15 protein-coding genes are annotated in these 14,622 nt (G+C 66.7%); 2 read left to right on the forward strand and 13 right to left on the reverse strand.

The annotated features are described in order from the left end of the window. Nucleotides 1-5 precede the first annotated feature (5 nt). A complete protein-coding gene (locus AACH32_RS12020; protein WP_338599687.1) occupies nucleotides 6-1,457 on the reverse strand; it encodes a two-component system sensor histidine kinase NtrB in 1,452 nt (483 codons plus the stop codon). 9 nt (nucleotides 1,458-1,466) lie between these two features. Continuing rightward, a complete protein-coding gene (locus AACH32_RS12025; protein ID WP_338599689.1) occupies nucleotides 1,467-2,867 on the reverse strand; it encodes a glucose-6-phosphate isomerase in 1,401 nt (466 codons plus the stop codon). A gap of 227 nt (nucleotides 2,868-3,094) precedes the next feature. On the opposite strand from AACH32_RS12025, the gene AACH32_RS12030 reads away from it, so the two are divergent. After that, entirely contained in the window at nucleotides 3,095-3,340 is a 246-nt protein-coding gene (locus tag AACH32_RS12030) for a hypothetical protein (protein ID WP_338599691.1), read from the forward strand. Here AACH32_RS12030 and AACH32_RS12035 read toward each other — a convergent pair. Together AACH32_RS12035 and AACH32_RS12040 are read right to left on the reverse strand one after the other, a co-directional pair. Then, nucleotides 3,333-4,694, reverse strand: a complete 1,362-nt coding sequence (locus AACH32_RS12035; protein ID WP_338599693.1) for a replication-associated recombination protein A — start codon at nucleotides 4,692-4,694, stop codon at nucleotides 3,333-3,335. The two genes, AACH32_RS12030 and AACH32_RS12035, sit on opposite strands and share 8 nt — an antisense overlap. Continuing rightward, nucleotides 4,691-5,620: a patatin-like phospholipase family protein gene (locus AACH32_RS12040; protein WP_338599696.1), complete on the reverse strand. Its 930-nt coding sequence runs from the start codon at nucleotides 5,618-5,620 to the stop codon at nucleotides 4,691-4,693. The genes AACH32_RS12035 and AACH32_RS12040 overlap by 4 nt, the downstream gene beginning before the upstream one ends. A gap of 131 nt (nucleotides 5,621-5,751) precedes the next feature. On the opposite strand from AACH32_RS12040, the gene rpsU reads away from it, so the two are divergent. After that, nucleotides 5,752-5,955: a 30S ribosomal protein S21 gene (rpsU, locus tag AACH32_RS12045; protein WP_350341579.1), complete on the forward strand. Its 204-nt coding sequence runs from the start codon at nucleotides 5,752-5,754 to the stop codon at nucleotides 5,953-5,955. A gap of 197 nt (nucleotides 5,956-6,152) precedes the next feature. Here rpsU and AACH32_RS12050 read toward each other — a convergent pair whose 3' ends face one another. The 9 genes from AACH32_RS12050 to xseA all read right to left on the reverse strand — a co-directional run bounded on the left by AACH32_RS12050 (nucleotide 6,153) and on the right by xseA (nucleotide 14,594). Then, complete coding sequence (locus tag AACH32_RS12050) at nucleotides 6,153-6,821, reverse strand: LysE family transporter (protein WP_338599702.1); 669 nt, start codon at nucleotides 6,819-6,821, stop codon at nucleotides 6,153-6,155. 9 nt (nucleotides 6,822-6,830) lie between these two features. Beyond that, entirely contained in the window at nucleotides 6,831-7,049 is a 219-nt protein-coding gene (locus tag AACH32_RS12055; RefSeq protein WP_338599705.1) for a hypothetical protein, read from the reverse strand. Continuing rightward, the gene (locus tag AACH32_RS12060) at nucleotides 7,046-8,494 is read right to left on the reverse strand and encodes an aminopeptidase (protein WP_338599708.1); all 1,449 of its coding nucleotides are present in this window, start codon (nucleotides 8,492-8,494) and stop codon (nucleotides 7,046-7,048) included. The genes AACH32_RS12055 and AACH32_RS12060 overlap by 4 nt, the downstream gene beginning before the upstream one ends. Before the next feature lie 84 nt (nucleotides 8,495-8,578). Next, nucleotides 8,579-9,337: a TlyA family RNA methyltransferase gene (locus AACH32_RS12065; protein WP_338599711.1), complete on the reverse strand. Its 759-nt coding sequence runs from the start codon at nucleotides 9,335-9,337 to the stop codon at nucleotides 8,579-8,581. Nucleotides 9,338-9,341: 4 nt separating this feature from the next. Next, nucleotides 9,342-11,231 (reverse strand): 1-deoxy-D-xylulose-5-phosphate synthase, encoded by a 1,890-nt coding sequence (dxs, locus tag AACH32_RS12070; RefSeq protein ID WP_338599714.1) that lies wholly within the window; start codon nucleotides 11,229-11,231, stop codon nucleotides 9,342-9,344. Between the two features lie 11 nt (nucleotides 11,232-11,242). Continuing rightward, a complete protein-coding gene (locus AACH32_RS12075) occupies nucleotides 11,243-12,130 on the reverse strand; it encodes a polyprenyl synthetase family protein (RefSeq protein ID WP_338599717.1) in 888 nt (295 codons plus the stop codon). A gap of 3 nt (nucleotides 12,131-12,133) precedes the next feature. Then, nucleotides 12,134-12,379 carry an exodeoxyribonuclease VII small subunit gene (locus AACH32_RS12080; protein WP_338599719.1) on the reverse strand — a complete coding sequence of 82 codons (246 nt, stop codon included), beginning with the start codon at nucleotides 12,377-12,379 and terminating at the stop codon, nucleotides 12,134-12,136. Nucleotides 12,380-12,381: 2 nt separating this feature from the next. Next, a complete protein-coding gene (locus AACH32_RS12085) occupies nucleotides 12,382-13,251 on the reverse strand; it encodes a M23 family metallopeptidase (protein WP_338599721.1) in 870 nt (289 codons plus the stop codon). Then, nucleotides 13,248-14,594: an exodeoxyribonuclease VII large subunit gene (xseA, locus tag AACH32_RS12090; RefSeq protein WP_338599724.1), complete on the reverse strand. Its 1,347-nt coding sequence runs from the start codon at nucleotides 14,592-14,594 to the stop codon at nucleotides 13,248-13,250. The genes AACH32_RS12085 and xseA overlap by 4 nt, the downstream gene beginning before the upstream one ends. Between the last annotated feature and the right edge of the window lie 28 nt (nucleotides 14,595-14,622).

The following is a 14,622-nucleotide window of genomic DNA, read 5'->3' on the forward strand; positions in this document are numbered from 1 at the left end:
ACCGCCTAGTGGGCGGTGGCCTGGGGCAGGAGCACCACCACCTTGGCCCCGCCCTCCGCGGTGTTGTCCAGCTCCACCAAGCCTCGGTGGCTGGCCACGATATTGCTCACGATGGAAAGGCCCAGCCCGGTCCCTTTTTCCTTGGTGGTGAAAAAGGGGTCCAGCAGGCTGCCCTTGGCCCCCAGATCGAAACCGGGGCCGGTGTCGCTCACGCTGATCTGCACGTAGTCCCTCTCGCCCCGCTCCACCTTTTCGGTGGACACCCGCATCAACCCGCCGCCCTCCATGGCTTGTAAGGCGTTGTTGAAGATGTTGAGGAAGGCGCGGTACAAGAGGTCCTTGTCGCCCAGCACCAGGGCGGGCACCCGGGGAAAACGGGTCTCGACGCGCACTCCCAGGCGATGGGCCTCCGGCGCCAGGAACCTGAGGTTGCGCTCCAAGACCTCCTCGATCTTCAGGGCCTCCAGGTGGGGTTTTTGGGGCCGGGCGAAATCCAAAAACTCGGTGACAATCTGGTTGAGGCGGCTGCTCTCCTCCACGATGACCCCGGCCAGGGGTTTGCTCACCTCGTCCACCCGGCTGCCCAACAGCTCCGCGGTGGAGCGCACGATGCCCAGGGGGTTTCTGATCTCATGGGCCACGCCGGCCACCATGCGTCCCAGGGAGGCCAGGCGCTCGGCCTGGTTGAGCTGCTCCTCCAGGCGGGCCTGCAGCGCCGCCCGCCGGGCCATGATGCGTTGCCCGCGGATGACGATGGAGCGCAGGATCACGAACAGCACGGCCATCATCACCAGCATGGTGGCCAGGATCAACAGCTGGTTGATCCACACCTCCCGGAACTCCTGGGACAAGTCCAGGGTGATCTCGAAAACCGCCCGGGGCGGGCCCAGCTCGGCGGTGCGCCGGCGCTCGTCGCGCAGGGGGATGAAGGTCTTGAGCACCCGCTGCTCCCCGCCCGCCTGGAAAAAATCGGGCGGCGGTTCGATCACGCTGGTGGGCTTGCCGGACAGCGCCCCCTGAAAGGCCTTGCTCTCGTCGCTCACCCGGCCGATGTAGTCGGCCTGGGTGCTGTAGATGATGTTGCCCTCCAGGTCCAGGATGTTGACCTTGAGAACGTGCAGGGAGTGGATGGTGTTCTTGACCACCGCGTCCAACAGGGCGAACTGCTCGGGCTGGCCCACGTTGATGCCCCCGTGCTCGGTGAGCGAGGGCACCACGAAACGGGTCATCACCTGATGGTTGAGGTTTTCGGCCAACAGCAGGGCGTACTGCTCCCGCTTGCTCAGAAACAGCTCCGAGGCCCGGCGGCTGACTGCCGTGGAGATGAGCAGGCTGAACAACAGAATGATGATCAAGCTGGTCACCGAGAAATACTTGACCAGCTTGAAAGGCTTGGCAGCCTCGCTTTGGCTGAACTCCCCCGGTGGGGGCAGCGTGGCGGCGGCGTCAGAGCTCAAGCCGTTCTCCTAAATCAGGTATTGGTCGCCGGCATCCAGGGAGCGCATCTGCTTGGCCTCGGCCTCGAACCCCTTGCGCCCCATCAAGCCGTATGACAGCTTCTTGCTGAGCTCCACCCCCGGCTGATCCAAGGGATTGATGTTCAACAGCCCGCCGGTCATCACCGTGGCCAGCTCCAGCAAATAAATGACCTCGCCCAACACCTCGGGGCCGATGGCGGGAAGGCGCAGGCTGTAGCTGGGCCTGCCCTGGCTGGCCAGGGCCGCGGCGGTGGCCCGCGCCTCCGCCTGCACCAACTCGGCCAGGGAGCGGCCGCCCAGATAGGACAAGGCGTCGATGCGGGGATAAAGGTCGGGTATGGACAGATCGCGGCCGTAGTTGCCCAGGGTGAGGAACATGATCAGCTTGTCCTGGGGCCCCTCCATGTAGAGCTGGAGTTGGCTGTGCTGATCCGTGGCCCCCACGGCGGCCACCGGGGTCTGGCCCAGGTTGACCGTGGAGCCGTCCAGGGACTGGGCCTTGCCCAGCGACTCGGCCCAAAGCTGGGCAAACCACTGGGCCAGACCGAACAGGTCGGTGGCATAGGGCATCATCACCAGCACGTTGCGCCCCCGCTGGTAAAACCCGTAGTTGAGGGCGGCCAGCATGTAGGCCGGGTTCTTCTCCAACTCCGGGCTGGCGCAGGCCTCGGCCATGGCTCCGGCCCCGGCGAGCAGGGCCTGGATGTCGTGGCCGGCGCAGGCCAGGGGCAAAAGGCCCACCGGGCTGAGCACCGAATAGCGGCCGCCCACGTTGGGGGGCACGCTCAGGATGGGCACCGGCTCCTCCTTGGCGATGAGTCGCAGGTTGCCCTTGGCCGGGTCGGTGATGAACACCAGGCGGCGCAGGGTTTCCTCCTTGCCCAGGCGGCGCTCCAGAAGCTCCTTGACCACCAGGAACTGGCTCATGGTCTCGGCGGTGGAGCCGCTCTTGCTTATCACCGCAAAGGCGGTGCGCTCCAGGTCAACCCGGTCCAGCAGGGACCCGAAAAAGCGGGGGTCGCTGTTGTCGGCCACGAACAGGCGCATGCCGCCCGGGCCGGCGGGTTGAGCGTAGCGCAGGGCTCCCTTGAGGGCCATGTCCACGGCGGTGGCGCCCAGGGCGCTGCCTCCGATGCCCAGCACCACCAGATCGTCGGCGATGGAGCTAAGGCGGGCCGCCTCCTCCAGGATGGTCTCCAGCAACTGCGCGGGCTGGTCCGGCAGGTCCATGAAACCGAGGTCGCCGGCTTGGCGCTGCTCGCCGAGCCGCTGGTGCACCTGAGCCACCTTGGCCGAGAGATCGACCAATTCCTTGTCGGCGATCCCTTGGGCCCCAATTACTTTACCGAGGCAATAGGCATAATCGAGCTTTACCCCGCGTTTGGCCATAACCGCTTTTCCTTTCGGGCTGGTTCCCGGCCACCACCGGTGGCGGGCCCTGAGCCGTTTGTAGCTGATTACTGGTCGGTTTGATTATACGTTGCCGGGCGGGTCGTCTCAAGGCCAAGGACAACGCCAATAAATTTGACAAAAAATTCCAAAAGAGTTATTTAGTGAAGAGAAATTCATTATGTTTTGACGGTTTGGATGTAGCCAATCTTACCATGGAGGTAAGTGTGCGGGAGATGCTTGATCATCTGGCGGATCAGATCCTGGATCTGGACGCCGAGGAACTCAACGAACTTCTGCCCGAAATGCAGCACCGCATGGAAAACTGTGATAATTCTCAAGAATGGGAGCGTTCGGTTATCACTTTTTTCCTGATCAACGCGGTGCGTTTCAAATGTACCCTGGCCAGCAAGCACGCCAGGAAAAACTGTCCTCAAGTGGATGAGCACCCCAAGCTCAGGCTGGTCAAGTAGACTGATCCTTCTTCCCATCATTGGCCAGGCGGGCTTTGGCCTGTCTGAGCCGCTCCAAACGTTCGGCTAAAAATTTTTCCCGGCCCCTCTGGCTGGGCCGGTAATAGCGCCGGCCCCGCAGACGTTCGGGCAAAAATTCCTGGGCCACCACTGCGTCCCGGAAGTCGTGGGGATACTGGTAGTCCTTGCCGTAGCCCAGATTTTTCATCAGCTTGGTGGAGGGGTTGCGGATATGCAGGGGCACTTCCAGGGGGCCCAGCTCCCGGGCGTCCTTTTTGGCCGCTTCAAAGGCCGTGTAAACCGCGTTGGTCTTGGGCGCCAGGGCCAGATACACCACCGCCTGGGCGATGGGCAACTCTCCCTCGGGCGATCCCATGAGGTCGTAGGCCCTGAGGGCGGCCATGACCTGGTTCAGGGCGTAGGGATCGGCCAGACCCACGTCCTCGCAGGCGAAGTTACTCAGGCGGCGCAGGATGTAGTGGGGGCTCTCCCCGGCGGAGAGCATCCTGGCCAGCCAATACAGGGCCGCGTCCGGGTCCGAGCCCCGCAGGGACTTGTGCAGGGCGCTGATGAGGTTGAAGTGCTCCTCCCCGGCCTTGTCGTAGCGCAGGGCCTTTTGGCCCACCGCCTCTTCGGCCTGGGTCAGATCGATGAGCTTGCCCCCGCCCTTGCCCAGGGGAGCCGCCGCCGCGGCCACCTCCAGGGCCACCAGCAAACGCCGGGCGTCGCCAAAGGCGGCGTTTACCAGATGCTCCGCCGCCTCGGGGGTAAGCTCCACCCCCAGGCCGCCCAGGCCCCGTTCCGGGTCGTGCAGGGCCCGCTCTAGAATGGGCATCAATTCATCCGGCCCCAGGGAGTGCAGCACCATGACCCTTAGCCGGGAAAGCAGCGCCGGGATGATCTCGAAACTGGGGTTTTCGGTGGTGGCCCCCAACAGGGTGATCACCCCGGATTCCACGTGGGGCAAAAAGGCGTCCTGCTGGGCCTTGTTGAAGCGGTGGATCTCGTCCACGAACAGCACGGTGCGTTGGCCGCTTTTTAGCATTTGGCGGGACTCTTCCACCACCCGGCGCACCTCGGCCACTCCCGAGAGCACCGCCGAGAACTCCACGAAGCGGTAATCCCAGGAGCGGGCCAGGATACGGGCCAGGGTGGTCTTGCCCGTGCCCGGCGGGCCCCAGAAGATCAGCGAGGCGGAGCGCCCAGGCCCCATGAGCTTGGTAAGGGGTTTGTCCGGGCCCAGCAGGTGCTCCTGGCCCGAGTACTCCTCCAGGTTGCGGGGCCGCATGCGCTCGGCCAGGGGCGCGGCCGCGCTTTGGCCCTGGGCCGGGCCGGCCTCTTCGAACAGACTCAAGACGCCCTCCTCGCGCCGTGGCCCAGGGCCCGGCGCCACCAAGGCACCTGGGGCCGCAAACAGGCCTCGATCCGCTCCCAGGCCAGCTCGGCGGCCTTGACCCCCTGCTCCATGATCCAGGCGGCCCGGCCGAATTCCGACCAGTGCACGTCCTCCAGGGCCGGGCGCAACACCAACTCGGCCTGAGCGCAGAGCAACTCGGCCAGGTGATATCCCTGAATCTCGGTGGCCCTGAGGTAATATTCCAACGACTGCCCCGGCAGATCACCTATGGCGACCTCCCGCTCCACGTTGACCGCCAGAACCGGGCCGGGGGCCATGGCGCGGGCCACCGGGGTGGGCACCAGGCAGGAGGCCCCGCCGTCCACCAGGTGACGACCGTCTATGCGCACCGGAGCGGCCACCCCCGGCACGGCGCAACTGGCCCGCAGGGCTCGACGCATGTCACCGGTTCGCAATACCACCGCCTCGCCGGTCTTGATGTCCGTGGCCACTGCGGCGAAGGGAATGTAGGTGTCTTCCAGGCGCACCAGGGGCACGAAAAACTCCACCATCTGGCGGAAAAACTCGCCGCCCAGCAGGGAATCGTCCAGAAAAAACGACTTCATCAAAAGGCCCTGGCAATAAAGGCGGGCCAGCTTGTCGGTCAGGCCCAGACAGGCCTGATCGCCCTCCCCGTGCAAGGCCTTGAGGCGAGGATGCCGGGCCAGGGGGCTGGCCGCGAACTCCATGACCCGCTGGCGCATCTCCTCATAGGTGAAGCCCAAGGCCAAACCCGCCCCGGCTACCGCGCCGGAGCTGGTGCCGGCCACCCCCTTGATGGGCACGCCGCGCTCCAAAAGCACATGGAACACCCCCACGTGGGCAAAGCCCCTAGCCCCGCCGCCGCCCAGGGCCAGAGTGAAGCCTGTGTTTGAGCGTTCCATAAAAAAATGATACCCCGCAATTAATCGCTTTACAGCCAGTAGGTGTTTAGCTATATTTACCAACTGCTTCCGCCGACAGGAGGCGGAGGGCCGCTGGAACTAAACTTATGTTATAGAGGGTGGTGATTACCGTGCAAGTCCATGTAGTGGACAACAATGTAGAGAAGGCCATCAAGGTTCTCAAGCGCAAGCTTACCAAGGAGGGCGTTTTCCGCCAGTTGAAGGAAAAACGCTGGCATGAAAAGCCCTCGGACATGCGCCGTCGCAAAGAGCGTCAGGCGCGCCGCCGCTTGCGCCGCCAGATGGCCCGGGCACGCGCGCGCACGACGCGCTAAGGCCCACACGCATGACACAGGCGGCCGCTCCTTGGGGCGGCCGCTTAGTCATGCCCGCACTCTAGCGCCCGATGGGCGTCTGTCCCATACTACCGGCTAACAATCACAGGTAGCCCCCCACTGCAATCAGATCCATGCCCAGGAGGTCGCCCCCGGCCGGTCTAGGATGAGCCGCCGCCGGAGGCGGCCGCGTCTAGTTACAGGCTGCTGAGGCGCTCCCAGGCGAACCAGGCGAAGTAGAGCGCGAAGAGCACCAGGAACCCGGCGCAGCAACCCACCAGCCAGCGGTAGGCGTGGTCGTTGATGAAGCGCCGCCCCTTGGCCACCAACAAGGCCACGAACCAGAACCAGGCCAGGTCCGAGCTGATGTGCCCCAAATAGAACACCCCCAGGCCCCAGCGCCCCAAGGGGGTCTCCAGGGCCATGGTGGTCAGCGACAGCCCCACCGTGGCCCACCACAGCGACCAGTAGGGGTTGGCCAGGCTCAGGAGAAAGCCGTCGCGCACCGGCCCGGCGGCCCGCATGTCTCCCGGCTCCACGCTCAGCGTGAGGCTGGGCAGGGAACGGAACATGCCCCAGGCCAGCCACAGCAGGATCAACGCCCCGATCCCGCCGATTGCCCCGGCCACCCCGGAGCGGGTGAGCAGGGGCCCCAGGCCCAGCACCAGGGCGATGAGCAGGGCGGCCTCCAGGATGGCGTGGCCCAACACCACCAGGGGCCCGGCCTTCATCCCCTGGCGCGCCGCGTGGCTCACCGTGGAGGCCAGCACCGGGCCGGGCATCACCGCGCCGGACAGGCCGATGACGAACGAAGTGAACAAGAGTCCCCAGGCACCCAGGGTGCCGGGATCGGGCAGTGCGTTCATGCGGGTTACCTAGAAGTATTTGCAGCCCGGCAAATGGAATTTGGCATAGCCGATGATGGGGCAGTCGCAATCGGGCATGGCCGGGGCGCAGTCGGTCCACTGCCCCCCGCCGCCCTGCTCTCCGGCCTTGCCCTGCCCCTGGCGGCACATGGGGCAAGGCCCCTCCTCTTCCACCGGCTGCCCGCACACCGGGCAGTGGTGGGTGAATATGCCTATGGGGCCGCTCACGGCATGCAGCCCGTGCGGCCCTTGAGCACCGGGGCCTCGTAAAAGGCCTGGTAGGCCTTGAGCGAGCTGTAGATGTCGGCCTTGGCGCTGATCTCGAAGGGCGAGTGCATGGCCAGCATGGCCGGGCCCACGTCGATGATGTCCATGCCGTAGACGGCCATGTGCTTGGCGATGGTGCCGCCGCCGCCCTCGTCAACCTTGCCCATGCCCGCCGCCTGCCAGGTCACCCCGGCCTCGTCCCAAACCTTGCGCAGCCAGGCCACGTATTCGGCGTCGGCATCGCTGGCCCCGTACTTGCCACCGTGGCCGGTGTACTTGGTCAGGCACACCCCGTAGCCGATAAACGCGGCGTTGCGCTTCTCGTGCACCTCGGGGTAGTCGGGGTCGTAGGCCGCGTTGACGTCGGCGCTGAGCATCTGGCTGGCGGCCAGGGAGCCCATCACCTGGCGGTAGGAGGCACTCTCGCCGGCGGCCTCCAGCAGGGAGGCGGCCAGGTGCTCCAAAAAGCGGCTCTGGGCCCCGGTTGCCCCTTCGGAGCCGATCTCCTCCTTGTCCAGGAACACCGCCACCGAGGTCAGCGCCGGGTTCTTGAGGACCAGGATGGCCTCCAGGGCGGCAAAGGCGCTGGAGCGGTCGTCCTGGCCATAGGCCCCCACCAGGGCCCGGTCCAGGCCCACGTCGCGGGCCTTGCCCGCCGGCACCAGCTCCAGCTCGGCGCTGATCAGATCGGCCTCGGTGATGCCGTAGCTGTCGTTGAGCAGCTTTAGTACCCCCAGCTTGGCCTTTTCCTTGCCGCCCTCGGCGTCCAGAGGCAAAGAGCCGATAAGCAGGTTCATGCGCTCGGCCTCTATGGCATCCCCCAGCTTTTTCTGCTCCTGGCCCCGGCGGCTCAGGTGGGGCAGGAGGTCCAGCACGGTGAACACCGGATCGTTCGGTTCGTCGCCTAGGTGCACCTCGACCTTTTTGCCGTCCCTGGTGCACACCACCCCGTGGATGGCCAGGGGCCGGGACATCCAATGATACTTTTTGATGCCGCCGTAATAGTGGGTCTTTAAAAACACCAGTTCCTGGTCCTCGTAGAGCGGCTGCATCTTCAGGTCCAGGCGGGGCGCGTCGATGTGGGCCCCCAGCAGGCGCATGCCCTTGGCCGGAGAGTGCTTGCCCAACACCGCCAGGGCCACCACCTTGCCCTTGTAGTCAAAGTACAGGCGTTTGGCCTTGGTCCCCGGCTTGAAGGGCTTGAAGCTCTTGGCCTTGGCCCGGCTCACGATGGTGTCCACGGCCATGCGTTCGGTCTTGGCCTGGTCCAAAAACTCCTTGTAGCTCTCGCCCAGCTCCATGATCTGCTTGCGTTGGGCCGGCTTGGCCTGGTCCCACACGCTTTTCTTGGCTATGGTGAGCTTCTCGCTCAGGTCCTTGCACTGTTTCTTCGTCAGCTTGGCCATGACCGCTCCAGCCGTTTTGATTTAAGTGCCCTTGTCCAGGGCGCGAGGTTTAATTCTAATGCGCCGGGGCAGCGGCGTAAACCTTTATGCCCCGGCCGACCCTTCCGGCGCCTGGCGGGCCAGCAGAAAAAACTCCTGATTGCCCTTGGGGCCCAGGATGGGACTGGCCGCGCTGCCCAGCACCGTCAGGCCCAGGCCGCCCAGGCATTCGGCCACCTTGTCCACCGCCGCCTGGCGCTGAACAGGATCGCTCACCACGCCTCCCGCGCCCACCGCCTCGCGCCCCGCCTCGAACTGGGGCTTGACCATGGGCAGCAACCAGCCCCCCGGCCCCAGGCGGGGGATCAGGGGGGGCAGTACTAAGGTAAGGCTGATAAAGGAAACGTCCACCACGATAAGCCCGAATGGACCCGGCGCCATTTCCGGCGGCAGGTTGCGGGCGTTGGTGCGCTCGTGCAGGGTGACCCGGGGATCTTGCCGAAGCTTCCAGGCCAACTGGCCGTAGCCCACGTCCACGCAGGTGACCGCGGCCGCGCCGCGTTGCAGCAGGCAGTCGGTGAACCCCCCGGTGCTGGCCCCCACGTCCAGGCAGGTGAGCCCCCTCACCTCCAGGCCGAAGTGGTCCAGCGCCCCGGCCAGCTTGACCCCGCCCCGGGAGACGTAGGGGTGCTCCGGCCCCTCCACCGTGATGTCTGCTTGTTGGGGAATTTGTTGGCCCGCCTTGGCCGCCGGTTGGCCCGCCACCTTGACCAAACCGGCCAGGATCATGGCCTGGGCCTTGGCCCGGCTGGGGGCCAGGCCCCGAGCCACCAACTCCTGATCCAGACGCCGCCCCTTGCCCACCCGCCTAATCCAAAAGTCGGCGGGCGGCCTCGGCCACCGCCTGGGCGTCCACTCCGTAAAGGTGGCGCAACTGGGCCTGGCTGCCGTGCTCCACGAAGGTGTCGTTCAAGGCCACCACCCGGACCTTGATCCCGGTGAGCCCCCGCCTGGCCAAAAGCTCCAGCACCGCCGAGCCGAAGCCTCCGTTGGCCTCGTTTTCCTCCACGGTGACCAGCCGGCCGCAGGTGTGGGCCACCTCGCAGATCAGCTCCTCGTCCAGGGGCTTGACAAAGCGGGCGTTGACCACCGCCGCCTCCACCCCCTCCTGGGCCAGGCTTTCCGCCGCCTGGGCACAGGCCTCCACCCCCACGCCGATGCCAATGAGAGCCACGTCCTTGCCCGGACGGCGCATCTCGCCCTTGCCCCAGGGCAGGATGCGCAGCGGCTCGTCGTGGGCCACCCCCACCCCCTTGCCCCTGGGATAGCGCAGGGCCACCGGGCCGTCGTGCTCCAGGGCGGTGTAGAGCATGTGCCGAAGCTCGTTTTCGTCGGCCGGGCTCATGAGCGACAGGTTGGGCACGCAGCGCAGGAAGCTCAAATCCAGCAGCCCTTGGTGGGTGGCCCCGTCCTCGCCCACGATGCCCCCCCGGTCCAAGGCCAGCACCACCGGCAGGTTGGTAAGGCACACGTCGTGCACGATCTGGTCAAAGGCCCGCTGCATGAAGGTGGAGTAAATGGCTACCACCGGATGGAAGCCCTGCACCGCCAGGCCGGCGGCAAAGGTCACGGCGTGCTGCTCGGCGATGCCCACGTCCACGAAGCGCTCGGGAAACTCCTCGGCAAAAGGCGCCAGCCCGGTTCCCTCGGGCATTGCCGCGGTGATGGCCATGACCTCGGGCCGCCGGCGGGCCAACTCCAGCATGGTCTGGCCGAACACCTCGGTGTAGCTCTGGGGCGGCGGCGGAGCGGCGGGATCGCGGCGGGGCGGCCGGGCCCCCACCCCGTGATAGTGGGAGGGGTTGGCCTCGGCCGGGGCGTAGCCCCTGCCCTTGGTGGTGATCACGTGCACCAGTTGGGGGCCTTGCAGGGGCTTGACGTATTTGAGCGTCTCGATGAGCCGCTCCAGGTTGTGGCCGTCGATGGGCCCCACGTAGTTGAACTTGAGGGCCTCGAAGAGCATGCCCGGAGTGTAGAAAGCCTTGAAGGACTCCTCCGAGCGCCGGGCGATGTTCAAAAGATCCTCGCCCATGGAGCCCAGGGCCTTGAGGCGCCGCTCCATGGATTTGCGGAAGGTCTGATAGGCCTTGCCCGACAGGGCCCTGGACATGAACTTGCTCAGGGCCCCTACGTTGGGGGCGATGGACATGCCGTTGTCGTTGAAGACCACGATTAGGTCCTCGTCCAGGTCGCCGGCCTGGTTCATGCCCTCGAAGGCCATGCCCGCGGTAAAGGAGCCGTCGCCGATGACCGCCACCACCTTGCCGGGCCCCTTTTTTAGGCGCTCGCCCACGGCCAGGCCCAGGGCGGCGGAGATGCTGGTGCTTGAGTGGCCGGTGTCAAAGGCGTCGTGGGGGCTCTCGGAGCGCTTGGGAAAGCCGGAGATGCCACCCAACTGGCGCAGGGTGTCAAAGCGATCGCGCCGCCCGGTGAGCAGCTTGTGGGCATAGGTCTGGTGGCCCACGTCCCACACGATCTTGTCCACGGGCGTGTCGAACACGTAGTGCAAGGCTAGGGTCAGCTCCACCACCCCCAGGCTGGGGGCCAGGTGGCCGCCCACCTTTTCCACCGAGTCGATAATGCGTTGGCGCAACTCTTCGGCCAGATCCTCCAGTTGACGCAGGTTCAGATCCTGCAGGTCGTCCGGCGAGTCGATCTGGTCCAAGAGGGAAACCGGCGGTTGGTTAGCGGCGCACACAGTCTCGTTCCTTAGTGGGTGCGGGCCATGATGTAGCGGGCCAACTCGGCCAGCGGAGCGGCGGCCGGGCCCAGGCCCTCGGCAATGGCCGCGGCCTGGTCCACCAACTCCTGCCCCATCTTGCGGGCCTGGGCCACTCCCACCACGGCGGGATAGGTCATCTTGCCCCGGGCCAGGTCCGCGCCCACCTTTTTGCCCAGGGCGTTGAAATCTCCTTCCAGGTCCAGCAGGTCGTCGGCGATCTGGAAGGCCAGGCCGACGCGTCGGCCGTAACGCACCAGTTGACGCACCTGCTCCGGGTCGCCCCCGGCCAGGATGGCCCCGGATTGCACGCTGGCGGTGATGAGCGCCCCGGTCTTCATGGCGTGCATGTATTGCACGATGGCCAGGTCCGGCTTGAGGTTCTCGCTGGCCAAATCCACCGCCTGACCGCCCACCATGCCCACATAACCGGCGGCCTTCATCACCACCTGGGAGGCTTCCAGCACCCGGCAGGGGTCCAGGCCATCGGTCTGGGCGGGGTCGCTTAAGAGCACCATGGCCTGGGTCAGCAGGCCGTCCCCGGCCAGCACGGCCAGGCCCTCGCCGTAGACCATGTGGCTGGTGGGCACTCCCCGGCGAAACTCGTCGTCGTCCATGGCCGGCAGGTCGTCGTGGATCAGGGAGTAGGTATGCACCATCTCCATGGCGCAGGCGCAGAACATGACCCGCTCCGGGTCGCCGCCCACCGCCTCGGCCCCGGCCAGGCACAGGATGGGCCGTAGACGCTTGCCCCCGGCGAATAGGCTGTAGCGCATGGCCTCCAAAACGCGCCCGCCCGCCTCCTGGGCGGGCAGTAGGCGATCCAGAGCCGCGTCCACCATCTCCCGGCGGCGGCTCAGATAGGCCTTGAGCTCCACCCCCTACTCCTCGTCGTCGCCGTCAAAGGGGGTTTCCACCAGGGCGCCCTCGTTGTTCTTGAGCAGCAGGGCCACCTTTTTCTCGGCCTCGTCCAGGCGCTGGTCGCAGGCGGCGGCCAGCTTGACCCCCTCCTCGAAAAGGGCCAGGGACTGCTCCAGCTCCAACTCGTCGTCCTCCAGGCGCTCCACGATCTCTTCCAGGCGCTGCAAGGACTCCTCGAAGCCGGGCTCTTTTTTGGCTTTGGCCATGCTCACTCTCCCAAACGCTGGGCCAACACCTGGCTCAGGGCCACCCAGTCCTGGGGGTCCACCCGTGCTCCGGCCAGCTTGACCCCGAAATCCAAATGCGGGCCGGTGACCCGGCCGGTTGACCCAACTTTACCTATAACTTGGCCCTTTTTCACCTTTTGCCCCGTTTTGACCAGGGCTTGGGACAGGTGCAGATAGCGGGTTATCAGGCCCTGGCCATGGTCGATGAGCACGGTGTTGCCGCTGAAATAGGCGTCGATGACCAGGGCCACCGTGCCGTCGGCCGCGGCGGGCACCGGAGTGCCGTCGGCCCCGCGCAGGTCTATGCCTCCGTGGGGGCTCTTTTCCTTGCCGTTGACAAAGCTGCGGCGGCCGAACAGGCTGACCACCTGGCTGTCCAGAGGCATCATGAAGGCCGAGCGCCACAGGGGCTGGGGGGTGAAGGAGCCGAACACCGCCAGCATCTGTTCGCGCTCGCGGCGGTAACGCTTCAGGGTCTCGGGGCTGAGCCTCGTGTACTTGGAGTTCACCTTGATCCGGCGGGCGCCCCGGTCGCGCAGGTAAAGCTTAATCTTGGCGGCGGCCACCTGCTTGCCGTCCACCTTGGCCCGCACCACCGCCGCTCCGGTCTTGTCCTGCAGGTCCGGGGCCACCGCGCCGTACCAGCAGCCGTCCGTGCCCTTGGCCAGGGCGGTTTCCCGGCCGTTGAGCTCCGCCCGCACCTGGGCGGGCGTCCCCTCCAGGCACAGGCGCACCAGGGCCGGTTGACCCAGGGCCAGTTTGGCGGGCTCCACCTGCAGGCTGGCCGCCCAGACGGGCGCGGCGCTCAGCAGCAAAAGTACGCAAAGCAATATGGGCCGTAGCCGCCTCAATCTTCTATCTCCTCCACTTTGGCCCGCAGCGCGCCCTGGGCCAGGCGCACCCGAATTTTCTTTCCTCGCGCGCTGTCCTGGGCCCGGCGCAGCAGGCGGCCCTCATTGTCGCTGACCAAGGCGAAGCCCCGGCCCAGCACGGCCAGCGGGCCCAGGGCCCGCAAGCGGGCCTCCAAAGTACGCACCCTGGCCCGCCGTTGGTTAATACCCAGCGCCCCGGCCGAGGCCAAACGCCGGGCCAGCTCGCGCTGGCGCCCGGCGGCCAGGGCCAGGCGGCGCTCCGGCCGGGCGCTCAGGGCCCGCTCCCGCAAGCGGCCCACCTGACGGGCCCGCCTGTGCAGGCCCCCGCTCAGGGCGTGGCCGGCGCGGGAAAGCAGGTCGTCCACCCTGAGGCGCTTGTCGGACAAGCGGCGGCGGGGGTCGCCCAGGGCGCGGGCCAGGGAGCGCACCCGCCCCTGCCGCTCGCGCACCAGGCGGGCGCCGCCCCGGGCCAGGCGTCCGGACAGGGCCCGCAGCCGGCGGGTAAGCTCGTCGCGGTTGGCCACCAGCAGCTCGGCCGCGGCCGAGGGGGTGGGCGCGCGCAGGTCCGCCACCAGGTCGCTGATGCTCACGTCGATCTCGTGGCCCACCGCCGACACCACCGGTATGGGGCAGGCGGCGATGGCCCGGGCCAGGGCCTCGTCGTTGAAGGCCCACAAATCCTCGGGCGAGCCGCCGCCCCGGGTGAGCACGATCACCTGGGGCCAGCCCCAGGCGGCCAGATCGGCCAGGGCCTCCACCATCTGGGGCGCGGCGGAATCGCCCTGCACCCGCACGGGATAGATGGCCACGGCCACCTTCTGGTCGCGGCGGTGCAGCACGTTCAAGAAATCGCGGATGGCCGCCCCGGTGGGGCTGGTGACCACCGCCACCCGGGCGGGCAGCTCGGGCAGCTCCTGCTTGCGCTCCGGATCGAAAAGCCCCTCGGCCTCCAGGCGCTTGCGCAGCTGCTCAAAGGCCAGGGCCAGGGCTCCGGCGCCCCGCGGCTCCACCGCGTCCACCACCAGTTGCACCTCGCCCCGGGCCTGGTACACGCTCACCCGTCCCTGGCAGAGCACCTGCAAACCCTCTTCCAGGGCGAAGCGCAGCAAGGAGGCCTGGTGCTTGAACAGCACCGCCCGAAGGGTGGCGTCACGGTCCTTGAGGGCGAAATACATGTGGCCGCTGGGCGGGGTACGCAGGCCGCTGATCTCGCCTTCCACCCACACAAAATCAAAGGTCTGCTCGGTCAGGCGCTTGAGGCGCCCCACCAGTTCGCTGACCGTAAGGATTTCGCGCCGGGTAAAAAGCTCCAGGGGTTCCACGGCATTGCTCCCGTCAATGCGTCGGGCC

The sequence above is a fragment of the Desulfoferula mesophila genome (genome assembly GCF_037076455.1).
Classification (GTDB): Bacteria; Desulfobacterota; Desulfarculia; order Desulfarculales; family Desulfarculaceae; genus Desulfoferula; species Desulfoferula mesophila.